Genomic DNA, 23,050 nt, shown 5'->3' on the forward strand with positions numbered 1-23,050 from the left:
CATACCCGCCTCCCGAATTAATCGTACGTCAGGTTAAAGATCATATGAGACTCAACCTCGCCGGTGCTCGTGGCCGCCGCATACTGATAAAAACGCGCAAGGAAAGGCAACGTGATGTAGCGAGTTTCCTGACTGCTCAAGGTGCCGACGTTGTAATTCTTGTTGAACTCAACCGGCACGCCGTCTTTCAGCACCTGAATCCCAATCCCTTTGGCAATAGAGCTGCCGGCTTTTTCGTTCAGCAGCGCTCCGCGGGTGACGGTAGTGCCGGTAGCCAGGGTACCGGAGAAAGAGGCCTCGATATTGGCATATCCGGATGCGCTTAGCCCGCCGCTGCACTGAAGCTCAATATTAAAATTTTTGCCGCCGGCGTAAGTGCCGACGCCGTTCAGATCGCTGCGCTTAATGGTCCCGACATCAACGTTCATATTCTTACCGCTGAGTACCGTACAGGACGGCGAGACCACGGTAATCGCATTCGCGCTCAGGTAGGTTTCCAGAATCGGGTTGTTGCCCCGCTCCCAGTCGTAGGAGGTATATTTCCCCGCCGCCAGAGTACCGCTGCCGGTAGTCGCGGCCGTTTTAATAATCTCCAGCGTAAAGCGGGAGCCTTCCAGCGAGTAGTTGGTGGTCCGGTTGATGGTGGATGAGAAAACGTCGGGATAGGTGATGTTCACCGTCGCGCCGCCGCGGCTAAAGCGCATGCCGATACCGGGCACGTTGGTAGAGTAGATCTTATTCCCCAGATCGGTGGAGCCTGTAGAGACAATCTTCGCCGCAAAGCGGTTGGTACCGGCGGTACAGCTGTAGCTGGCCCCGCCCGGTGCATTCATCGTCCAGTCCCGGGAGACAATCACCGAGCCCACCGGCAGATCGGGGGGAACCACAACCCTGCCGACCACCATATCCAGGTTCACCGTAGGCTGCGAAAGGCGCGTACAGGCGGCCCAGGCGGAGGTGGTCCCCAGCGCCATTAAGCCAATAAAAAGCGTCAGTTGTTTACTCAGCGACATACCCTTTCCTTTGATTTTGCCTTGCCCAGTTCCACCGTGCACTGCCCGCCGCTCCACTTAACGGTCGCGTGCTGAACGCTGGCGTCACTGATAAACATCATGCTGCCCTGGCCGACAACGCCAATCTCTTTGCCGCTCGGATCGAAAATGCTGGCAGCGAACGGCAGCGGCTGGTTATTCGCCTGGCGCGCCTGAATCGTAATGTTGTTCTGTACCGTGGTGCCAAACGAGACCTTCACGACGCTACCTTCCCAGGGCACGACCTGGGCCACGGTACGATCGAAGGCGATATCATCCTGGCTGCCCTTCGGATCGATCTCGATGGAGTTAATCCGGTACGGGCGCAGATATGGCAGGATGGCGTAGCCGTTGCCGTCGACGCGGGTGCCCGGTGAGCCTGGCAGCATAGCGCCTGCGGCATCTTTCGCTTCGATAAGCGCCATCGTGCTGCCGCTTTCCGGCGAGAACACCACGCCGTGGCGATGGGCGATCAGCGTCCCGCTGGCGCCCAGGCCGCTCTGGCGATACCCCTCGCCCTGGCTATAGCTGCCGTTCAGCGTGGTCCACGGCGTGCGGTAGCTTCCGTTCAGCGCGACATCATGCTGGCCGCCGGTGGCGGTGGTCGTTGAAACGCCGTAGTTGAGGTTGTTCTCACTATCCAGCGAACCGTTGATCCCGATCTGCGAGCTGCTAAAGCGGGAGTTATTAAACGAGGTATTCGACGTCAGGTTGGCGGTCCGGTTTTCGCCAAACCACAGCGGATAGCTGAAGTTAAGCGAGATGCGATCGTCGCGATTGTGGCCGGAGCTGTCCGGCGTATAAACGCGCTGCGCGCTGGCGGACCACGAGAGGCGGCCGAACATATTGTTATAGCTGAGCTGATACTGCTTCTCGGTGCCCGAACGGTTCCAGTAATCGGAGATCCGGCCGCTCAGATAAAAACCGCCCCAGCCGTCCGGCAGGTTCTGGTTAACGGTGAAGGTCATGCCGTTTTTCTGCCGCCACAGGGTGTAGCTGCTGTTGCGGTTCTTCTCCTGGTCGACGGCGTACAGCGCGTCGTTCAGGTTGTAGTAGCCTTTGGTGGAGTAGCGATAGGCCGCCAGAACGATGCTGGTCTGGGTATCGGTAAACATCCGGTTAAAGGTGGCGCGGTAGCTCTGGCCGCTCTCGTCGAGGGTGTCGCTTTTCAGCCGGGAGTGGGTGATATCTAACGACAGCGCGCCGATACCGGTATTCATCCCGGTCCCCAGCAGGAACGCCTGATAGTCATCAAATCCCGTAACGCCGGTATAGCCGGTAAAGACGTTATTCAGGCCGTGCTGCCAGGTTGCCTGGTACAGCATCGGCTTATTCCGCAGCCCGCTGTCATCGACCTTACCGGCCGACAGCGCATAGCGGGTCATCCCCGGACGCAGCAGCTGCGCCACCGAGGCATAGGGAACGCTAAACACCTGCACCGAGCCATCGGCCTCTTTGACCGAGACTTCAAGATCGTTACCGTAGCCGGAAGGGTATACGTCCTGCAGAGTAAACGGACCCGGCGGTACCGAGGTCTGATAGATAATGTTGTTTCCCTGACGCACCGTCACCAGGGCGTTGCTCTGCGCCACGCCGCGAATTTCCGGCGCGTAGGAACGCATTCCGTCAGGGAACATGTTGTCATCGGTCGCCAGGTTTACCCCGCGCAGACCAATGGTGTCGAAAAATTCACCGTTGGTAAAAATCTGCCCGCCGCTGACGATCGAGTTGATCTGCGGGATCGGCCGCTGGAGATAGGTCTGGTTGCTGTTCCAGTGCGCTTTCCCCTGCTGCTGCTGCCAGTTCAGGTTGCCGACATGCTTGAGCAGCCAGCCGTCCCAGGAGAGACCCGCGTTAAGCCCCAGATAGGCGCTGCTGTTATCAGAGCCATTATTTGCCGAGGTGTGGCTGGTCCAGGTATTCGCCATCCAGCCGAGGTTCAGCGCCGCAATGCCTTTATCCCAGAATTCCGGGCTGACATAGTTTTTCAGGCGCTGATCTTCGTAGATTTGCGGCACGGAAATTTCCAGGCGCAGAGAGGACTGGATCAGGTTGTCTTTAACGTTTTCTTCGCTACGCCACTCCTTCAGGCGCCCGCAGTAGCCTTCCTGCTTCCCCAGCTGTGGGTTGAGCTTTTCCGCGGCAATGCCGTAACGTTCGAGCATCTCTTTGGTGTAGCAGATCCCCATGTTGCCGTCTTTATCACGGGTAACCTTCAGCTCATAGCGCCCTTTCCACTCGTTGTTGGTATAGACGTCGAGCGAATAGGTCCCCTCAGAGATCGCGCTGGCGGAGAAGCGTGACAGATCGACCTTTTCCCGACTGCCAACGATAAAACCGTCGTTAAACTGGTATACCGTTCCCGGGTTTTCCTGTCCGCTGGAAAATGGCGGAAAGCAGAACAGCGCCATGGCGATCGCCGAACTTAACCTTCCCGGGCAGATGGTCCTCTGCTTCATGATAGTGTCCCTTATTTAACGGCTACTTTCACTGCCACATCTGCACCATAGTCATTGATATTATTAATCGTCAGGGTCTCGCCTCGGCTAACGGCAGAAGAGAGGGCAACGGTCTGACTGGACTGTGGAGCAAGCATCACCGTTTTGCTGTTCAGGGCTTTGCCGCCGTCACGGGAAATACGGCTCACGGTGAGATAAAATGGCGTAGGGTTGCTGACCGACAGGCTGCTACCGCTGGCTGAAAGCGCTAATTTCTCCGGCGCAGCGTCACGGTTGCCCAATCCGGTCGGGCGGTAGATAAACTTAAAGCGCGAACGAATTGCCAGCTGCAGGATGTTCTGTCCTTCATTTTTTTGATTAGCCTCTACCGGCGGTATTTCCAGCAGATTAAGCCACCACAGCGTCTCTTTATCTTTGGCAAGCCCGGCGCTGCTGCCAAGCTTAATACGTAAGGTCTGCCCGCTTTTAGCATCCACGCGGGATATTGGCGGAGTAATAATAAATGGCGTGGTAATCGTATCCGGCGTGGCGTCGGCGTTGCCGTTATCCAGCCATGCCTGCGCCAGCGCCGGGCGATCTGCGGTATTAGAAAGCTGTACCGTTATTTCTTTTTCATTTCCGGGATAAATAAAGCGGGTGCCGTTAACAATAATATTATTGGCGTGGGCCGCAAAACTAAAAATGAAACAGAAATAAAGGGCAATACGCTTCATGCTGACCTCAGACGGGAAAAATAAGCGGCAGCGGCTGCCGCTTTATCAATGCATATAACCGCCTCAATCAAGGCGGTTTATTTTCAGACGATAATTACTGGTAGGTAATTTCGTAAGTCGCGTAGCTGTTAACCACGCCGGTAGTTACGGTAGCCGGGGTGCTGGTAGCATAGCCAACGAAGTAGGTGAAGCGCGCGCCATCCTGAACGGCAGAAGCATCGCCAGTTGCTTTAGGCTGAGTGCTGTCGCCCGGGATGATTTTGTTGTTCAGAGTAGTGGCATCGTCTGTAGACAGAACCAGCTGGATGTTTTGTGCACCGGCAGCTTCGGTGTTAGCCAGGTAGCCAACCTGTTTGCCGGCAGCGCCAGCCAGCAGGTTACCGCCGGTCCAGTTCACGCCCAGTTTAGATACGTCGTCTTGTTTGGTGCCGTCGGCAGCCTGGCAATCAGAGACGTCAATGGTGAAAGATTTCGGTTTCAGGTAGGTGTCTGCACCCGCCGCTTTCACTTCAGTTAAGGTTACCGGAGACAGGTAAACGTTAGCATCGCTGCCCTGACCGTTTACGGAAACAGTACAAGATACGTCGGTAACTTTACCGAAGAAATTAACCTGGCCACCGCCAACGCTGGTATCAGCCGCATTTGCCGCTGCCATACCGAAAAATGCCGTTGCCATTGCTGCAGAGAGAAGAACCTTTTTCATTGCCATTTCCTTGTCAGAGTGAGTTTTGTATCAATAAACCAACAGTAAATCTGCAGACGATAAGAAGCGTTATGCGATGCCCACCGCTGCAACTGTGAATAGAAACTTCGACTGACCGGAAGCCGCAATATTTAAGGCGTCAGGACGCGAATTCAAATAATGAATTCGATAATGCTGTCGGCGTCAAAGAATGCTATTTTTCGCTGATAAATATACATTTGCTTATAACTTGTTACATCACGCTGACGATAGCCATCACCTATTAATTATCCATAAACAATAATCAAAAACGATGTGTTTGTTATTTACTTCAGCAAGGATAAGGCGCAAAGGATATATCTGTGGGGGGGAAATATAATGACAAATATTGCTATTTGATGACCATCGGGAACAATCTGAATAATAGCGATGATAGGGTGACGCAAAATCCAATACAAAACGTTCTGCCGCCGCGCTGAGGTGACGGCCGCGCCCGGCGCCCGCTGGCCCTACAGCTGCAGCTGGAAGTGCCGGGCCAGGGCGCGCTGTCCTTCCTCGCTAACGGAAACCTCGCGAAAGCCCGGCGTCAGAACAAACCAGCCCTTCTGCTGACCATGCCGTAGTATTGCGGCGCCGACGCTCCCGCCGGCATGAAAGCGCCTTTCGCTCCAGTCCAGGCAGGCGCAGCACGCTTTGCGTCGGCTATCGCCGGTTAATACGATCCCAAGACGGGAAAAGTGCGCTTCGCCTGCCGGCGTCACCGCCGAACCGTCGGGCGTAATCCAGGCCTCGCGCAGTAAAAAGTGATAAATGCCCACCGCCAGCTCGCCGGCGAGGTGATCGTAACAGGTCCTGGCCCGGCGTAAATTAACCGGCGTCCGGGTCGTCAGCGTCAGCGCGCCCTTCCCGGCCATAGTCATCATATTCTCCACCAGGCCGGCGACGTCCGCGCCCGCCAGCCGGTAGTAACGGTGCCTCCCCTGCGCCAGGCAAACCAGCAGGCGGCTGTTCACCAGGCGGCTCAGGTGCGCGCTGGCAGTAGAGGCGGAAATGTCCGCCGCCGTGGAAAGCTCCGTAGCCGTCCAGGCCCGGCCGTCCATCAGGGCGCAAAGCATCTTTACCCGCGAGCTATCGGCCATGGCGGAAGCTATCGCCGCCACGGCGACGGCCAACGACTCATCATCGGTAATGACTGCGGCAGGTTTGAGCATAATGCCTCACGCGTTAGTGGCCCAGCGGCGCGTCGCCTCCTGCGCCAGCGGGAAATTATCGGTAACCAGAATCAGGCGATTATCATGGTCGCTGTACTGGGTCAAAATATTAACCCCCTGCCCGGCCAGCGCGCGGGCGATAGCCCCCAGCTCTCCCGGCTGCTCCTGCTTCAGCCGGCGAATGAGCGGCTGAGTGACCGCCATCACCGGGATCCCGGCCTGTTCCAGCACCGCTCTGGCGCGCGCGCCATCGGCTACCAGAAAATGGGCATGGCACTGGTCGTTCACGGTGAAAACGCCCCCGCCCTCCAGGCCCACGCCGCCGCTGCCGAGGGTTTGCCCGAGCAGCGCCAGCGCTCCCGGCCGATTTGGCAGAATCACATAAATATCATACATGGCCGCGATCCTCGCCTTTTTCCGCGCCGTATTCGCGGATCAGCCGGGCAATGCGAATCTGATAGGCGGCAAAGATATTCGTTTTTCCCTCCTGCTGGGCCTCCCGATGGGCGAGGTTATTTTTCCAGGCCAGCACCGCCTGCTCATCGCGCCACCAGGAAAGCGACAGGATCTTCCCCGGCGTCGTCAGGCTCTGAAAACGCTCAATGCTGATAAAACCATCGATGGTGCTGAGCAGCGGCTTAAGCTCCGCCGCGAGCTCCAGGTAACGCGCCTGGCCTGCTGGCGCAACCTCGGCTTCAAAGAGTACGGCAATCATTGTGTCATCCTTATTTATTCAGCGGTGCCGCCACTCTATGCCTCCCGCGCCCCCAATGCTTCGCCGCCGGGCGAAGTATTCCCTGCGCCGAACGGGTCAAAAAACCGCCAATGCATTCACCAAAACAATAGCTAAGGCCCTGGGGAAGAAAAATCTCAGCGCCGTCGGCGTTTATTTCGCCTGAGCAATAAATCACAGAGAATTTCAACAACCTGCTGTTTTTATTGATTAAGTAAAATTAAAACGTCACCTCACCGTCATCTTAATGGCACAAAAGTGTGATCTAAATCGCACTTTTTGCAACGCACGTTATAGTTAGCAAGCTTATTATAAACCCATCGAAAGCACAGCGCTTTCCACCTGAAAAGTTAAAAGGAAAAACACCATGAAAAACGTAAAATTACTTGCCGCCGCCGGTATGCTGTCCCTGGTTTCTTTTGCTAGCTTCGCTCAGCACCCGGTCAGCGTGACCGCAGATACTCTGGACAACGCGGAAGCTAAAATCGCGACCATCGCTAAAGATCAGGGCGCGTCTTACCACATTACCGAAGCCTATACCGGTAACCAGGTTCATATGACCGCCGAGCTGTCCAAATAAGAGAATGGTTGCAGAGGGAGCTGCCGGACTGGTCGCCTGAAGGCGGCCCGTTTGGCTCCCGCCGCGCAATAACCATGCAGCAATGTCGGGCCCCTTTATGGGGCCTTTTTTGTTAGCGCGCGCTGAATCGACAGCACGCTGAGCAGCACCACGATCAGCCCCACCAGCGCCAGCCCCTGAATCTTCTGTCCGAGAACAATCCAGCCCAGCAGCACCGCGGTAACCGGACTGAGCAGGCTCAGCGCCGATACGGCCACCGGCGAGAGGCGGCTAATCCCGCGGAACCACAGACCGTACGCCAGCATCGCCCCCGCCACGCACAGCCACAGATAGCCCGCCGCCTGGGTCAGGGTCACCTGCTGTAAAGGAGGATCGACCAGCAGCGCAATCGGCGCCAGCACTATACCGCCAATCAGCAGCTGCCAGCCCGTCAGCGCCACCACCGGGAGCGATATCGCCCAGCGTCGGGAGAGCCAGGTGCCCAGCGCCATGCTTAGCGCCCCTAAAAACGCCGCGCCAATGCCCAGCGGCTCCAGCACCGTCTGCGGAGAAAGCAGCAGCAGCGCCATGCCGATAATACCGGTACAGGCCGAAGCAACCGCCATCCACGGCGATCGCTGCCTGTCCACGGACCAGGCCAGCAGCATCACCAGCAGCGGCTGAATGGCGCCGATCACCGCCGCCAGCCCGCCGGGTAAGCGATAGGCGGCAATAAACAGCAGCGCCTGGAATGCGCCAATATTGAGGATCCCGGTGACGATCAGCTTCCACCACTCATCGCGAAGAGGAAAGCGGCGGCACCAGATTAACAGGGCGATCCCCGCCGGGAGCACCCGCAGCAGCGCCGCGATAAACGGCCTGTCCGCCGGTAATAGCTGCGAGGTCACGATATAGGTCGTCCCCCAGATAGCCGGAGCCAGGGCGGTCAACAGCAGGTCAAAAACGGGCGAGCGCGAGAGAAAGGTCATGATTTTATCTTCACATCAAGGTAAATTAGTCAGCAAAGTATGTATCGATAGATATCTTGATATCAAGGTAAGTGGGCACGAATGGACAAATCACCTCAGGCAGACGCCGTAGATCGAATTCTTGAACAGTGGAAGCGGGAACGTCCCGATCTTGACTGTAGCCCGATGGGGCCGATTGGCCGCCTGAAGCGCTGCGCCATGCTGCTGGAACCGCGCGTCGAAGCGGCGTTTATCCAGCACGATCTGGTGCGCTGGGAATTTGACATGCTGGCGACCCTGCGCCGGGCGGGAGAACCGTTTACCCTTTCGCCGACCCAGCTTTTTTCAACGCTGATGATCACCTCCGGCACCATGACCCACCGTCTGAAAGCGCTGGAAAAACGGGGATTCATACACCGCTTAGCGAATCCGCAGGACGCGCGAAGCATGCTGGTGGCCCTGACGCCAGAGGGGCGGGAGCGAATCGATCGCGCGGTCGAAACGCACGTCGAAAACGAACGCCAGCTGCTGGCGGGACTCTCTGCAGAACAGCGCCAGCGGCTGAATGACGCGCTGACGGTCCTGATGCGCCTGCTGGAAGAGAATTAGCAGCCGGCGGCGATATAGTCGCCGTTGGCGCTAATCGGGATCACCGTCAGGAACAGCACGCAGGCAAACAGAATCAGAATGATGCCGCCGGCAATCTTCACCGCCGGAACCAGCAGCTTCAGGCGACCGCCGTTACCGGCAAACAGGCTGACCGCCCGTTCGCGCGCGTAGCGTACCGCCAGCGACAGGCCGAGGATCGACAGGGCCGTCCCCAGCGACATGGCCATCACCGCGGCAATCCCCCAGCTAACGATCCCCAGCGCGTTGGCAAACAGCAGGATCATAATCGCCCCGCTGCAGGGCCTCGCGCCTATCGCCAGCACCACCCCGAGACGGGTTTTCCAGTCCACCTGCGCCAGCTCGCGCCCGACGCCGTGGTGGCCGCAGCCGCAGTTCGGACTATGGTCGCGCAGAGGGGTCAGCGTGCCGATCGCTATTTTTCGCGGCCGTAGGTTTCTTAGCGTTTGATAAATAATAAATGCACCGAAGGCACCGACCATCAGCGCGCTGATTTTTTCCACGTACCAGCGGCTGGCGCTGAGATCGCCGGAGGCAAGATTCAGCCCTACCGCCAGAATAAAAACAAACAGGATGGCGCACACGCCCTGCATCAGGCTGCCGAGAAACGGCACCGCCCGCGCCGCCAGCAGGCCCTCCTGATTAGTGCTGAGATAGGTGGTAACGATAAATTTTCCGTGCCCCGGCCCCACGGCATGCAGCACGCCGTAGAGGAACGCCCCGCCCAGCAGCCATACTCCGCCGCTATATTGATGGTTGTTGAGCTGCAAAAGATACATCACCAGATAGCGGTGTAGCGCGATCTGCGTTGCCAGGCACCACTGAATAAATGCGCCCCAGTGCGCATGGAGCCCCCATCCGCACGACAATAACGCCAGCGCAGGCAAGCCCAGCGACAGCAGGCGCCAGTCACGCGCGAGAATGCGAGTTGTCATCATTTTTCGCCATTAAGTGGATCTGAATTGACCGCCGGGCGGACTACGTTCCTCCTCCGCCAGCCCGCTAAATACGCATAACATCAGCCCAATCTATCGTCGTCAGGCAAGGAGATGCTTGTGGAACACCATACCGCTTCTGAGCGCCCAGACAGCCACGAAAGCCGCTTCCATAAAGAAGAGCTCCCCTTTTTCTGGGTGGTCAACGTCTATGCAAAGTATACCCGGCAGATGGAAGTCGAATTAAAAAAAATCGACATCGACCTCTCCCGCTTTCAGGTGCTGATGCTGGTTCATCAGTACCACCGGGCCAGCATCTCCCGCATCACTGAATACGCCGTCAGCAAAATGCCCACCGTCACCAAAATTGTCTGCCGCCTGCGCGACGATGGCCTGCTGACCACCCACGTCAGCGCCAGCGACGGGCGCGGCCGTTCATCACACGTAGAATCCCCCTATCCCCTCACTCACCGCGCCTTCAGCGGCGCTATCGCGACGGATTCAGGCTCTCCAGCGGAAACGGACGATCCTGCACCACGGTTTTCATGACCAGCGTCGATCGCAGGTGCTGAACGCCGGGCATCGCGGATAGCTTGTCGTCATACAGTTTTTGAAACGCCGGAAGATCGCGGGTCACCACGTGCATCAAATAATCCGGATCGCCAAACAGGCGCTGCGCCAGCACGATCTGCGGGATCTCTTCAACCGCCTCTTCAAAGGCGCTCACCGCTCGCCTGTCCCCCTCTTTTAAGGTTGCAAAGACGATCGCCGTAAAGTTAAAGCCCATTTTTACCGGGTCGAGGCTGGCGCGATAGCCGGTGATAGTACCGTCCTGCTCCAGCGCGCGCAGCCGTCGATGGCACGGCGAGAGGCTGAGATTGACCCGCTCCGCCAGTTCAGTTATCGAGAGGCGGCCATCGGCCTGCAGTTCGGCAAGAATTTTTCGATCTATGCTGTCCATTTGGAAGATTTTCACTTTTAAAGGGTGTTTTAAGCATAACATTGAAAGCTCATTGCGCATCATTCCCGATATTCTTGCTGTTAACTTTTCGCAAGAGTTTGAGCGCAATAGCCATGCAAAATGCACCAAACCACGGTGGGGACCGCTCACTATGGAAATGAGTTTTATCGCGAGCTTCTGGCTGGTCTCTTTTCTGCTGATTATCACGCCAGGGGCCGACTGGGCCTACGCTATCAGCGCCGGTATTCACGGGCGACGGGTGGTTCCTGCCGTAGCAGGACTGATGTCCGGGCATCTGCTGGCAACCCTCGCGGTGGTCGCCGGCGTTGGGGTGCTGATCGCCGGGCATCCGCTGGCGCTGTCGACCATCACGCTGTTCGGCGCGGCCTATCTGCTGTGGCTCGGTATCGCCATTTTGCGCCATCCGTCGGCGCCGTCGGCCGCAGAGCAGCGGGCGGATAGCTGGCAAGGCTGGGCAATAAAAGGACTTTGCATTAGCGGCCTGAATCCAAAAGTCTTTCTTTTATTCCTCGCCCTGCTGCCGCAGTTTACCGATCCGCAAGGCAGCTGGTCGGTGGCGATGCAGATGTCGGCACTTGGCTGCCTGCACCTGATAACCTGCACGTTTATCTATTTACTGGTCGGCTATGGATCGAAAACGGTATTAGGCACCCGACCCCAGATGGCGCAAAGAGTCAGCATACTTTCAGGCATCATCATGGTGATAATTGCTCTGTTATTATTCTACGAGCAGCTCGGATAATGCCGCCGTACGGGCGCAAAGGCAGGAATATCGTCCTGATCGTTTAATCCCTGACGCCGCTGCGTAAATTTATGGCGCAGCGGCCAGCACTATTTTGGTCAGCTTCCCGGCGTGGATTCCGCCTCGTGGAATACCCTCCGGCGCGGATCAAAAAGATCGCTTCAGACGCAAATAATAATAGCGTCAAAAAACCCGATAAAATTAGCCTGCTTATTCAGGCGTAAAAAACACCGGCACCGAAAATTCCAGATAGCTCCAAAAGACTCCAAACCCCCGTAAACAAGGCGTTCAGCTGGTTCAGCGGCGCCGGGGAGATTTCGCCCTCACCGCCGCGTTAATAATTGATCGCTGGCGCCACACATATCGCTTTACTTATTATTACTATTCTCCGCCTGAATTTTGCAGTATGGTTTAACCGCTGTTGTAGTGATGCAGTGAATGCTATCCGGCGTGCATATCGTTCTTCGCAAGCTGCGGGACATTTACGCAATATTCATCTGCGGTACGCGGCCAGAACCCTCCGTCAGGGAATGATGGCGAGCCCGCCGGGAGTTTAATTATTACAGTACTATGAGTCAGGAAAGCTCCAGACCCATAGCCTATGCCTCTATATTTACGGAGCGCATAATCAGGAGAAAAGCAGGATGAACCGGACGTTGAAGCCCCCAGGAAAACCGTATTCTTTCAACAAGATAAAAAACCATCCGTCACTCTTTATGAAGCCACCGCTCCTCAACTGCGGGGATCTTTATGTTTCATTCATTATCTCAAACATAATGACCTGCCGGCAGTAATATATGCTGGAATACTTTTCCTGCTCCCCTGAAAGTACCGCGGAGAGGTAGAGTTAACGATTACAAATTACAGTCGGATGTAAAAGCTGGCCTGCTGACGATGGCCAGAACGTAATGTATGCCTGCAATTAAAAGGGATGATAATGAAAAATAACACCGATATCAAAAAAAGGAACTTCCTGACTCAAGCCGAAATAGAGTCGCTGTTGAAAGCTGCCAATACAGGAGTGCACGCCGCGCGTAACTACTGCCTGACATTATTGTGTTTTATTCATGGTCTGCGCGCCAGTGAAATATGCCGCCTGCAAATATCCGATATCGATCTCCGTTCAAAATGTATTTATATTCATCGTCTGAAAAAAGGATTCTCTACTACCCACCCGTTACTAAATAAAGAGATTCAGGCATTAAAAAACTGGCTGGATATCCGTACCGGCTATCCCGATAGCGACAGCGAGTGGCTATTTTTGTCACGTAAAGGCAATCCCCTCTCACGCCAGCAGTTTTACCAAATTATTTCTTCATCCGGAGGCCATGCCGGGCTGTCGTTGGAAATACATCCGCACATGCTCCGCCACTCCTGTGGATTCGCGTTAGCCAACATGGGGATAGATACGCGATTAATCCAGGACTATCTCGGACATCGAAATATCCGCCATACCGTCTGGTACACCGCCAGTAACGCCGGCCGCTTTTACGGTATCTGGGACAACGCCAAAGAGAAGCGGCGTATTAGCCTTATCCAGTAATCTTACCTGACGCCAGGGAAGGCGTTGTCACGAGCAGTAAGCGGGGAAACATTAATAAATATTAACCATGCGTTAATTGAGATTAATGTTCCCGCAAGTTCTTATTTACTCAGCAAAGAATCAAATAGCGATATCCCTGTATATATTCCGGATATCCATTCGCTATTTATAACCAGACCAGGAACCTGCCCCGCCGGACGTAATTGCCGCAGTCAGTCTGGACACCGACAGCGCGGAGCAGCCGGAGCGTACGCCTGGTACGTAAGGATTATTCGCCACGTTTACCCATTGGAGCGCCCTGCAGGACGTGGCAAATAAATAGCCTGACGGGATAGCTTCGAAACCATTCAGCGCTATTTTTCATCTATAATATCGCCACCAATATCTTTTTCCCTTTTGATTTTATGGACCTGGCAACGATTACCGGCGACTCTATTGTGGTATTGAATAAAATCCATAAAAATAAGAATTATCGCGTGGCGATATTTTGGCTATGTGTAAATGTAATGTGATCGCCTATTTGAACTTAAATACCTTCATATAATACGGTTTTAACATCGCGGATTATTTTTTAATCAGCCTGAACATTTTTTCAGGCTGAGGCCTTCGTGTAAATTAAATACAGGAGCAATGTATTGTGAATCGACGTCGTTTTCTTACCGCCAAAGAAGTTCAGGCTATGATGCTGGCCGTACGGCACGGACCAACCGGCGAACGTGATTATTGTCTTATTCTGCTGGCGTTTCGCCACGGCATGCGAATCAGTGAATTACTCAACCTGCACTACCGCGATCTTGACCTCAGCGAGGGGCGCATCAACGTCCGCCGGCTGAAGAACGGATTTTCAACCATCCACCCGCTGCGCTTTGACGAGCTGGAGGCGATTGAGCGCTGGACTCAGGTCCGCGCCGGCTGGAAGGCCGCGCAAACAAGCGACGCTATTTTTATCTCCCGCCGCGGCACCCAGCTCTCGCGGCAGCAGGCGTATCGTATTATCCGCAGCGCCGGCGAAGAGGCCGGAACCGCGACCCACACCCACCCGCACATGCTGCGTCACGCCTGCGGCTATGAGCTCGCCGAAAGAGGGACAGATACGCGTTTGATTCAGGATTATCTGGGACATCGAAATATTCGCCATACGGTGCGCTATACCGCCAGCAATGCCGCACGTTTTGCCGGATTATGGGAAAGAAATAATTTGCTGGATAAAAGCGTCCCTGAGCAGAAGAAATAAATTATTACTTTGATAAATAAGATAAATTTCGTGAATGAACAGGTCAATTGGGGCCAAACTGTTTATATCATAAAAATGTTTTGTAATCTTTTGCAACTGGCAAGTGCATATATTTCCAAAAATAATAAATATCTAATTGATTAAGAACACTTTTTACCCCGACATTTATTTACTTTCATTTCCATACCATTCGTAACTCTGCCTTGTCCTCTCCGCTGACTCAGCCGCTCTGCCTACGCTACCAAAAATAAAAATACAGCATAAAAAACCACAAAATAGAAAACAAAAGGCCTTAAAAACCAAATAAACACTGAATAATCCACACTTTAAGCATTTTAGTCCAATGAGTCAAAATGGCCCCAATTGACTCATCGTTGGGGCAAAAACTGAGCAGAGCCGGCAGTCGGACCATTCGGCTGACATATGGAATGCCTGGAAGGCACAAAGACTGCCAATTTCGGTTCGTAATATCGACATTGTTTAAAGGAAAACAACATGAAAATCAAAACACTGGCAATCGTTGTTCTGTCAGCCCTGTCCCTGAGCTCCGCGGCGGCTTTGGCCGATACCACCACGGTAAACGGCGGGACGGTGCACTTTAAAGGGGAAGTGGTCAACGCAGCCTGTGCAGTAGACGCCGGCTCTATCGATCAAACCGTACAGCTGGGCCAGGTGCGTTCAGCCAAACTCGCTACCGCGGGCAGCACCAGCTCCGCCGTTGGTTTCAACATCCAGCTGGATGACTGTGATACCAGCGTTGCAACTAAAGCATCCGTCGCCTTCTCCGGCACGGCGGTCGATAGCACCAACACTACCGTACTGGCGCTGCAAAACTCTGCAGCCGGCGGCGCAACTAACGTCGGCGTACAGATCCTCGACAGCACCGGCACCGCGCTGGCGCTTGACGGCGCAACTTTCGGTGCCGCCACCACGCTGAATGATGGCACCAACATCATTCCATTCCAGGCTCGCTACTATGCAACCGGCGCGGCAACTGCCGGTACCGCTAACGCCGACGCGACCTTCAAAGTTCAGTACGAGTAATTGACACATCACGCACGGATGCTCGTCGGGCCAGGATGGCCCGTTATCCATACAGGACTGGGGTAATCACGATGCAAGGAATGAAATCAGGTCTGTTGATCTTTTTGCTGCCGCCGCTGGCGCTGGCCGGTAACCAGTGGAACGTAACCCTGCCCGGCGGCAACATGCGTTTCCAGGGCGTCATTATCGCCGAATCCTGCCGCGTTGAAGCAGGGGATCGGCAGTTGACGGTCAATATGGGGCAAATCAGCAGCAATCGGTTTCATTCAGCAGGAGAAGATACTGACCCCGTCCCTTTCGCGATCCATTTACAGGATTGCAGCACCGCGGTCAGCCAGCGGGTGGGAATGACGTTTCACGGCGTTGCTGATGGCAAAAATCCGGACGTGCTCTCGGTGGGCGAAGGCCCAGGGATCGCTACCGGCGTCGGCGTCGCGCTGTTTGACAGCCAGGACCATCTGATCCCGCTTAATAGCCCACCAACGACCTGGTCACAGCTGTATACGGGACCAACCACGCTACATTTTGTCGCCAAATATCGGGCGACCGGACGTCAGGTGACCGGCGGAGCCGCAAATGCTCAGGCCTGGTTTTCGCTGACCTATCAGTAACCAGCCAGCAGGCATACCGGATACGGGAAACAACGGTGAGTATAAAAGGGGAAAACGTGAGAAAGAGACTGGGGATAACGCGCAGCCTGTTAGCGGGATTGTTGATGATAGCCACCGGCGGGTTTAGCACCTATGCCGATGCGGGCGTGGCGCTGGGAGCCACCCGGGTTATCTATCCTGCCGGGCAAAAGCAGGTCCAGCTGGCGGTAACCAATAACGATGACAACAGCACCTATCTGATTCAGTCGTGGGTAGAAAATGCCGACGGTCAGAAGGACGGACGCTTTGTGATCACCCCGCCGCTGTTCGCCATGCAGGGTAAAAAAGAGAACACCCTGCGGATCATCGACGCCACCAACAATCAGCTGCCGCAGGATCGCGAAAGCCTGTTCTGGATGAACGTTAAGGCGATCCCGTCGATGGATAAATCGAAGCTCAGCGACAATACCCTGCAGCTGGCGATTATCAGCCGCATCAAGCTCTACTATCGCCCGGCTAAGCTGGCGCTCTCGCCGGACCAGGCGACGGATAAGCTGCGCTTTCGCCGCAGTGCGAACACCCTCACGCTGATTAACCCTACTCCCTACTACCTGACGGTGACCGAACTCAACGCCGGAACCCGGGTGCTGGAAAACGCGCTGGTTCCGCCGATGGGCGAAGCCTCGGTGAAGCTGCCGCCGGACGCCGGCAGCGAGATCTCCTGGCGGACGATTAACGACTACGGCGCGCTGACCCCGCGGATGAAGGGCGTCGCGCAATAGCTACGGGGAAACCAGCGTTATCCCCTGAAATATAATAAGAACTGACTGCCGGGCGACTTCGGACCGGAGGGATTATGTCACATCTGAAATATGGACCGAACCGTTTGGTTTCTCCTCGCGCCCGGCGTCATGCCCCGCTTTTTGCACGACGGCTGGTGCAGTTCCCGCTGCTGCTTGCGCTTGCCACGCAGGCCTTTGCCGCGCGGGCGGAACTCTATTTTAACCCGCGTTTTTTGGCTGACGATCCGGCGGCGGTAGCGGACCTCTCCAGTTTCGAAAAGGGACAGGAGGTACCGCCCGGCACCTATCGGGTCGATATCTACCTGAACAACGGCTTTATGACCACCCGCGACGTGACCTTTAAGGCCGGGGAAGAGGATCATCGGCTGGCGCCCTGTTTGACCCGCGGACAGCTGGCGAGTATGGGCGTCAATACTCCCGCCGTGGCGGGAATGGATGCGCTGGCCGCCGATGCCTGCGTACCGCTGACCACCATGATCAAAGAGTCCACCAGCCGCTTCGACGTCGGCCAGCAGCGCCTGTACCTGACCGTTCCCCAGGCCTTTATGGGCAACCGCGCGCGCGGCTATATTCCCCCTGAGCTCTGGGATGACGGAATTAACGCCGGGCTGCTGAACTACAACTTTACCGGCAACAACGTGCACAACGATATTGGCGGCAGCAGCAGCTATGCCTACCTGAATCTGCAAAGCGGCCTCAACCTCGGCGCCTGGCGCCTGCGCGATAACACCACCTGGAGCTACAGCAGCGGCGGCAGCTCATCGAGCAACGAGAATAAGTGGCAGCACGTTAACAGCTGGCTGGAGCGGGATATTGTCCCCCTTCGCTCGCGCCTGACGCTCGGCGACAGCTATACCAACGGCGACGTGTTCGACGGCATCAACTTCCGCGGCGCCCAGCTGGCCTCTGACGACAATATGCTGCCGGACAGCCAGAAAGGTTTCGCCCCGGTCATTCACGGGATTGCCCGCGGGACGGCGCAGGTCTCGATCAGGCAAAACGGCTACGAGATCTATCAGAGCACGGTGCCGCCCGGGCCGTTCACCATCAACGACCTCTATGCCGCAGGTAACGGTGGCGATCTGCAGGTCACCATCAAAGAGACCGACGGCACCCGCCAGGTCTTTACCGTGCCGTGGTCAACGGTGCCGGTGCTGCAGCGCGAGGGCCATTCGCGCTTCGCCCTGACGGCGGGGGAATATCGCAGCGGCAACGACCAGCAGGAGAAGCCGAAATTCTTCCAGGGGACGCTGCTGCACGGCCTGGCGGCGGGCTGGACGCTGTACGGCGGCTCCCAGCTGGCCGACCGCTACCGCGCCTTTAACCTCGGCGTAGGTAAAAACATGGGCGAGTTCGGCGCCGTGTCGCTGGACGTGACCCAGGCAAACGCCACCCTGCCGGACGACAGCAAGCATCAGGGGCAGTCGCTGCGTTTTCTCTATAACAAATCGCTTAACGAAATCGGCACCAATATTCAGCTGGTCGGCTACCGCTACTCCACGCGGGGCTATTACAGCTTTGCCGATACCACCTATAGCCGGATGAGCGGCTACGACGTCGAGACCCAGGACGGCGTTATCCAGGTGAAGCCCAAATTCACCGACTACTACAACCTCGCCTACAGCAAGCGCGGCAAGGTGCAGGTCAGCGTCACCCAGCAGCTGGGACGCACCGCCACGCTCTACCTGAGCGGCAGCCACCAGACCTACTGGTCAACCGGCAAAGCGGACCAGCAGCTGCAGGCCGGGCTGAACGCCGCGGTGGACGATATCAACTGGACGCTGAGCTACAGCCTGACCAAAAACGCCTGGCAGCAGGGGCGCGACCAGATGCTGGCGGTCAACGTCAACATTCCGTTCAGCCACTGGCTGCGCTCGGACAGCAAATCAGCGTGGCGCCACGCCAGCGCCAGCTACAGCATGTCGCACGATCTCGATGGCCGGATGACCAACCTCGCCGGGCTCTACGGCACGCTGCTGGAGGATAACAACCTCAGCTACAGCGTGCAGACCGGCTATGCCGGAGGCGGCGCCGGCAACAGCGGCGGCACGGGCTATACCGCGCTGAACTACCGCGGCGGCTACGGCAACGCCAACGTGGGCTACAGCCGCAGCGACGGCTTTAAGCAGCTCTACTACGGCGTCAGCGGCGGCGTGCTGGCCCATGCCAACGGCGTGACCTTAAGCCAGCCGCTGAACGACACGGTGGTCCTTATCAAAGCGCCCGGCGCGGAAAAAGTGAAGGTGGAAAACCAGACCGGCGTGCGCACCGACTGGCGCGGCTATGCGGTGCTGCCTTACGCCACCGAGTACAGGGAGAACCGGATCGCGCTGGATACCAACACCCTCGCCGACAACGTCGATCTTGACGACGCCGTGGTCAGCGTGGTGCCAACGCATGGCGCGATCGTGCGCGCCGACTTCAAGGCCCACGTCGGGATGAAGCTGCTGATGACCCTCACCCGCAACGGCAAGCCGGTGCCGTTCGGCGCCATGGTGACCTCGGCGAGTAATCAGAGCGGCAGCATTGTCGCCGATAACGGGCAGGTCTACCTGAGCGGGATGCCGCTGGCCGGTCAGGTACAGGTGAAGTGGGGAGACGGGCCGGATGCCGGCTGCGTGGCCGATTATCGCCTGCCGCCGGAGAGCCAGCAGCAGGCGCTCAGCCAGCTATCTGCCGTGTGCCGCTAAGGAAAGGATCATGATGACAAAATCGCTCTATTTGCTGATGGCCGTGCTGTCGCTTGCCGTGGCCAACGCTTTCGCCGCCGACAGCACGATCTCCATCAGCGGCTATGTTCGGGATAACGCCTGCGCGGTGGCGGGAGAATCAAAGGATTTTACCGTCGATCTGCTGGATAACGCCGCCAAACAGTTTCATGCCGTCGGCGCAACCACTCCCGTGGTGCCGTTTCGCATCGTCCTGTCGCCCTGCGGCAGTTCGGTTACCGCGGTAAAGGTTGGCTTCACCGGGGTGGCGGATAACAACAACACCAGCCTGTTAAAGCTGGACAGCGGCGCGTCGGCCGCGGCGGGGATGGGAGTGCAGATCCTCGATACTCAGCAGGCGATGCTGCCGCTGAACGCCGCTTCCTCGGCGATAGCCTGGACCACCCTGACGCCAGGGCAGACCAATATCCTGAACTTTTACGCCCGCCTGATGGCGACCCAGGTCCCGGTCACCGCCGGGCACGTTAATGCCACAGCGACCTTTACGCTGGAATTTCAGTAACCGGAGGCTGAGATGAAATGGACTCACCCAGGATGGCTGGTGGCCGGAGCGCTGCTCATGGCGGCCTTCTCGCTACAGGCCGCCGACGTCACCATCACCGTTAACGGCAAGGTGGTGGCAAAACCGTGCACGGTGTCGACCACGAACGCCACCGTCGACCTCGGCGATCTCTACACCTTCAGCCTGGTCTCAGCGGGGGCCGCTTCGGCCTGGCACAGCGTGGCACTCGATTTAAGCAACTGCCCGGTGGGCACCTCGCGGGTGGTCGCCACCTTCAGCGGCACCGCGGACGGCACAGGCTATTACAAAAACCAGGGCACCGCCGGCAATATCCAGCTTGAGCTGCAGGACAGCGGCGGCACCACGCTGAACAACGGCGCCAATAAATCGGTGCAGGTCGATGACGCCACCCAGTCCGCCCATTTCCCGCTGCAGGTCAGAGCGCTGACGGTAAACGGCGGCGCCACCCAGGGAACCATTCAGGCGGTGATTAACGTCACCTACACCTACGCCTGAATCAGGAGAGTACGTTTATGAAAAAAATAGTCACCCTGCTGGCCGCGCTGGCGATGATGGGCTGGTCGATCAACGCCTGGTCCTTCGCCTGTAAAACCGCCAGCGGACAAACGATCCCCATCGGCGGCGGCAGCGCCAACGTCTACGTGAATCTCTCTCCCGCGGTGAGCGTCGGGCAAAACCTGGTGGTCGATCTGTCGACGCAGATTTTCTGCCATAACGACTATCCGCAGACCATCACCGACTACGTGACCCTGCAGCGCGGCTCCGCCTACGGCGGCGTGCTATCGAGCTTCTCCGGTACCGTAAAATACAACGGCAGCTCTTATCCGTTCCCGACCACCACGGAAACCTCGCGGGTGATTTACGACTCGACCACCGATAAGCCGTGGCCAGCCGTGCTCTACCTGACGCCGGTCAGCACCGCCGGCGGGATCGCCATTACCTCCGGCTCGCTTATCGCCGTGCTGATCCTCCATCAGACCAACAACTACAACAGCGATTCCTACCAGTTCGTCTGGAACATTTATGCCAATAACGACGTGGTGGTCCCGACCGGCGGCTGCGACGTCTCCGCCCGCGACGTGACGGTGACGCTGCCGGACTATCCCGGCTCGATGGCCGTCCCGCTGACGGTGCACTGCGCGCAGAACCAGTCGCTGGGCTACTACCTGTCGGGCACCACCACCGGCTCCGGCAACGCGATTTTCACCAATACCGCCTCCGCCTCGCCGGCGCAGGGGATCGGCGTGCAGCTAACCCGCGGCGGTACGGCGGTGGCCGCCAACAGCCCGGTATCGCTGGGTACGGTCGGAACGTCGCCGGTTAGCCTTGGGCTGACGGCAGAGTATGCGCGCACCAGCGGGCAGGTCACCGCCGGCAACGTGCAGTCAATTATTGGGGTGACGTTTGTCTACCAGTAAGGCGCCGATCCCGCTGCCCGCCCCAGCGGTGGACTGCATCCTCTCGCCGTGTTCGATGGCCGCGGAAGGACTGTCTTCGATGCTCGGCGCGGGAGGGCGGCGGCCAACGTTTTTATCTCCTCAGGCTCATGACGCGCCGTCGCTTCCCGACCCGGCGACCATCAGACGGATCGTGGTGTTTCTGCCCGACGATCCCTTCTGGCTGCTGTTTACCCTGCGCCAGGCAGCGTTGCTGCTCGACCGTAGCGCCAGCGCGCTGCCGATGCTGATCCTCAGCCGCAGCCCCGCCGGCTGGCTGTGGCAAACGCTGCTGTATCTGGTGGGCAGCCGGCGCCGCCTTGCCGCCGTCAAAACCGTCGCCTCCGACCTGCCCTGCCGGCAGCTGGCCTCGCTGCTGGGCCAGGCTGCGCCGGACTACCCTTCGCTGGAGACGCTGGCCTGTGAAGAGGCGGCCGCGCGCGGCATTCCCCCGACGGGCCTGAGCAAACCCGAATTCAACGCCGCGCTGGACTGGCTGCGCGGATACAGCATCACTCGCCAGGCCGAGCTGCGGGGCGTTAGCCATAAAACCCTTTATAACCAGAGATTGTCAGGACTGAAAAAGATGGTGGAACATCATCCGCATCTCGCTACCCGCTTCCCCGGAAGCCAGGCAAAAGGGCACAAAGCGCAGGCTTTCGCCACGCTTTCGGCGTTTGAGCGCGAGTTCGTGCACGCGATCCACTGTCGGCAGGTGTTTCCGGTGTTCCAGCCCATTACCGATGGCCGGCTGATGCTCAAGGGGATCGAGGTGCTGTCGCGCTGGCGACGCAACGGCAATGTGCTGCTGCCCGGCGAGTTTCTGCCGCAGGTGCGTGCGGAATATGCGTGGCTGCTGTTAACGGCCTTTGCGCTGCGGGAAGCCGTACAGGGGATCAACCAGCATAGCGGCGAATACTACTTCTCGGTGAACGTCCCGCCGGTCATCGCCGGTCATGACAATCTCATCCGCATGATGGAAGCGGCCCGCCAGCAGCTGCTTGAACCACGCTGGGCGGAGAGGCTGGTACTGGAATTTGCCGAAACCGTCGATCTCAACCGTCAGGGTAAGATCGGCAACAATATCGTGAAATTACAGCAGCAGGGCTTTCGTATTATGCTCGACGACTGCTTTTCACAAAGCAGCGTGATGTTTCCGGTCCGCGCGGTGCGCTTTAGCGAGTACAAGCTCGACATGAGCATCGTGAATGATTTCCAGCACGACGCCCACGCGCTGGCGCTGGTAAAAAGCCTGATCTACTACTGCCAGCTGACCGGAAGCCGCTGCATTGCCGAGGGGGTGGATAGTCTGGAAAAGCTGAATATGCTGAAGGCGCTGGGGATCGACAGGTTTCAGGGCTATCTGATCTCCCCCCCGGTCAATCGCGAAAACCTCGAAGATCTTATTCAACGCTTTTCACCGGGGCGATATGCCACGCCCGTTGCCGGGTAACGCGCGCTTCTTACTGAAATCACGGCGGTTTATGCCAGCTCCCACCCTCCACT

Annotated in this window: 24 protein-coding genes; 14 read left to right on the forward strand and 10 right to left on the reverse strand. The window is 57.2% G+C overall.

The window, feature by feature from the left end; genetic code table 11:
- Positions 1–17: 17 nt before the first annotated feature.
- From GO007_RS09705 to GO007_RS09735, 7 genes are all read right to left on the reverse strand, one after another.
- Positions 18–1,013: a fimbrial protein gene (locus tag GO007_RS09705; protein WP_095098981.1), complete on the reverse strand. Its 996-nt coding sequence runs from the start codon at positions 1,011–1,013 to the stop codon at positions 18–20.
- Positions 1,004–3,490 carry a fimbria/pilus outer membrane usher protein gene (locus GO007_RS09710; RefSeq protein ID WP_095098984.1) on the reverse strand — a complete coding sequence of 829 codons (2,487 nt, stop codon included), beginning with the start codon at positions 3,488–3,490 and terminating at the stop codon, positions 1,004–1,006. The genes GO007_RS09705 and GO007_RS09710 overlap by 10 nt, the downstream gene beginning before the upstream one ends.
- A gap of 11 nt (positions 3,491–3,501) precedes the next feature.
- The gene (locus GO007_RS09715) at positions 3,502–4,203 is read right to left on the reverse strand and encodes a fimbrial biogenesis chaperone (protein ID WP_095098987.1); all 702 of its coding nucleotides are present in this window, start codon (positions 4,201–4,203) and stop codon (positions 3,502–3,504) included.
- A 94-nt stretch (positions 4,204–4,297) separates the two neighbouring features.
- On the reverse strand, positions 4,298–4,906 hold the full coding sequence (locus GO007_RS09720; RefSeq protein ID WP_095098989.1) for a fimbrial protein: 609 nt from the start codon (positions 4,904–4,906) through the stop codon (positions 4,298–4,300).
- Between the two features lie 488 nt (positions 4,907–5,394).
- The gene (locus tag GO007_RS09725; protein WP_095098992.1) at positions 5,395–6,096 is read right to left on the reverse strand and encodes an ArsR/SmtB family transcription factor; all 702 of its coding nucleotides are present in this window, start codon (positions 6,094–6,096) and stop codon (positions 5,395–5,397) included.
- A gap of 6 nt (positions 6,097–6,102) precedes the next feature.
- Positions 6,103–6,492: an amino acid-binding protein gene (locus GO007_RS09730; protein WP_095098995.1), complete on the reverse strand. Its 390-nt coding sequence runs from the start codon at positions 6,490–6,492 to the stop codon at positions 6,103–6,105.
- A complete protein-coding gene (locus GO007_RS09735; protein WP_095098998.1) occupies positions 6,485–6,811 on the reverse strand; it encodes an antibiotic biosynthesis monooxygenase family protein in 327 nt (108 codons plus the stop codon). Before GO007_RS09735 ends, GO007_RS09730 begins: the two co-directional genes overlap by 8 nt.
- A gap of 385 nt (positions 6,812–7,196) precedes the next feature.
- Here GO007_RS09735 and GO007_RS09740 point away from each other — a divergent pair, with 385 nt between their 5' ends.
- Positions 7,197–7,409: a YdgH/BhsA/McbA-like domain containing protein gene (locus GO007_RS09740; protein WP_095099001.1), complete on the forward strand. Its 213-nt coding sequence runs from the start codon at positions 7,197–7,199 to the stop codon at positions 7,407–7,409.
- 95 nt (positions 7,410–7,504) lie between these two features.
- On the opposite strand, the gene GO007_RS09745 is transcribed toward GO007_RS09740, so the two are convergent.
- Positions 7,505–8,377 (reverse strand): EamA family transporter, encoded by an 873-nt coding sequence (locus GO007_RS09745; protein WP_095099004.1) that lies wholly within the window; start codon positions 8,375–8,377, stop codon positions 7,505–7,507.
- A gap of 81 nt (positions 8,378–8,458) precedes the next feature.
- Here GO007_RS09745 and GO007_RS09750 point away from each other — a divergent pair, with 81 nt between their 5' ends.
- Entirely contained in the window at positions 8,459–8,965 is a 507-nt protein-coding gene (locus tag GO007_RS09750) for a MarR family winged helix-turn-helix transcriptional regulator (protein WP_095099007.1), read from the forward strand.
- On the opposite strand, the gene GO007_RS09755 is transcribed toward GO007_RS09750, so the two are convergent.
- Positions 8,962–9,918, reverse strand: a complete 957-nt coding sequence (locus GO007_RS09755; RefSeq protein ID WP_095099010.1) for a nickel/cobalt transporter — start codon at positions 9,916–9,918, stop codon at positions 8,962–8,964. The genes GO007_RS09750 and GO007_RS09755 overlap by 4 nt on opposite strands.
- Positions 9,919–10,038: 120 nt before the next feature.
- On the opposite strand from GO007_RS09755, the gene GO007_RS09760 reads away from it, so the two are divergent.
- A complete protein-coding gene (locus GO007_RS09760) occupies positions 10,039–10,467 on the forward strand; it encodes a MarR family winged helix-turn-helix transcriptional regulator (protein WP_370525540.1) in 429 nt (142 codons plus the stop codon).
- Here the strand turns inward: GO007_RS09760 and GO007_RS09765 are convergent.
- Positions 10,406–10,879, reverse strand: coding sequence for an Lrp/AsnC family transcriptional regulator (locus tag GO007_RS09765; protein ID WP_189339848.1), 474 nt, complete (start codon positions 10,877–10,879; stop codon positions 10,406–10,408). The two genes, GO007_RS09760 and GO007_RS09765, sit on opposite strands and share 62 nt — an antisense overlap.
- 151 nt (positions 10,880–11,030) lie before the next feature.
- Between GO007_RS09765 and GO007_RS09770 the strand changes: the two genes are divergently transcribed.
- The 11 genes from GO007_RS09770 (at position 11,031) to GO007_RS09820 (ending at position 22,997) form a co-directional block, all read left to right on the forward strand.
- A complete protein-coding gene (locus tag GO007_RS09770; protein WP_095099016.1) occupies positions 11,031–11,642 on the forward strand; it encodes a LysE family translocator in 612 nt (203 codons plus the stop codon).
- Positions 11,643–12,579: 937 nt separating this feature from the next.
- The gene (locus GO007_RS09775; protein ID WP_095099019.1) at positions 12,580–13,185 is read left to right on the forward strand and encodes a tyrosine-type DNA invertase; all 606 of its coding nucleotides are present in this window, start codon (positions 12,580–12,582) and stop codon (positions 13,183–13,185) included.
- Positions 13,186–13,822: 637 nt separating this feature from the next.
- Positions 13,823–14,419 carry a tyrosine-type DNA invertase gene (locus GO007_RS09780; RefSeq protein WP_095099022.1) on the forward strand — a complete coding sequence of 199 codons (597 nt, stop codon included), beginning with the start codon at positions 13,823–13,825 and terminating at the stop codon, positions 14,417–14,419.
- A gap of 495 nt (positions 14,420–14,914) precedes the next feature.
- Complete coding sequence (fimA, locus tag GO007_RS09785; protein WP_095099025.1) at positions 14,915–15,463, forward strand: type 1 fimbrial major subunit FimA; 549 nt, start codon at positions 14,915–14,917, stop codon at positions 15,461–15,463.
- A gap of 71 nt (positions 15,464–15,534) precedes the next feature.
- On the forward strand, positions 15,535–16,074 hold the full coding sequence (fimI, locus tag GO007_RS09790; protein ID WP_143350157.1) for a type 1 fimbrial minor subunit FimI: 540 nt from the start codon (positions 15,535–15,537) through the stop codon (positions 16,072–16,074).
- Between the two features lie 35 nt (positions 16,075–16,109).
- Positions 16,110–16,835, forward strand: a complete 726-nt coding sequence (locus tag GO007_RS09795) for a fimbria/pilus periplasmic chaperone (protein WP_095099028.1) — start codon at positions 16,110–16,112, stop codon at positions 16,833–16,835.
- Between the two features lie 74 nt (positions 16,836–16,909).
- Positions 16,910–19,546, forward strand: a complete 2,637-nt coding sequence (locus tag GO007_RS09800; RefSeq protein WP_095099031.1) for a fimbrial biogenesis usher protein — start codon at positions 16,910–16,912, stop codon at positions 19,544–19,546.
- A 13-nt stretch (positions 19,547–19,559) separates the two neighbouring features.
- Positions 19,560–20,087 (forward strand): type 1 fimbrial adaptor subunit FimF, encoded by a 528-nt coding sequence (gene fimF, locus GO007_RS09805; RefSeq protein ID WP_095100083.1) that lies wholly within the window; start codon positions 19,560–19,562, stop codon positions 20,085–20,087.
- 12 nt (positions 20,088–20,099) lie between these two features.
- The gene (gene fimG, locus GO007_RS09810; protein ID WP_095099034.1) at positions 20,100–20,603 is read left to right on the forward strand and encodes a type 1 fimbrial minor subunit FimG; all 504 of its coding nucleotides are present in this window, start codon (positions 20,100–20,102) and stop codon (positions 20,601–20,603) included.
- Positions 20,604–20,620: 17 nt separating this feature from the next.
- Positions 20,621–21,526, forward strand: coding sequence for a fimbrial protein (locus tag GO007_RS09815; protein ID WP_095099037.1), 906 nt, complete (start codon positions 20,621–20,623; stop codon positions 21,524–21,526).
- Positions 21,513–22,997 (forward strand): EAL domain-containing protein, encoded by a 1,485-nt coding sequence (locus tag GO007_RS09820; protein WP_370525541.1) that lies wholly within the window; start codon positions 21,513–21,515, stop codon positions 22,995–22,997. The genes GO007_RS09815 and GO007_RS09820 overlap by 14 nt, the downstream gene beginning before the upstream one ends.
- Positions 22,998–23,050 lie beyond the last annotated feature (53 nt).

It is taken from the genome of Klebsiella sp. 10-1 (assembly GCF_009758445.1).
GTDB lineage: Bacteria > Pseudomonadota > Gammaproteobacteria > Enterobacterales > Enterobacteriaceae > Klebsiella > Klebsiella scottii.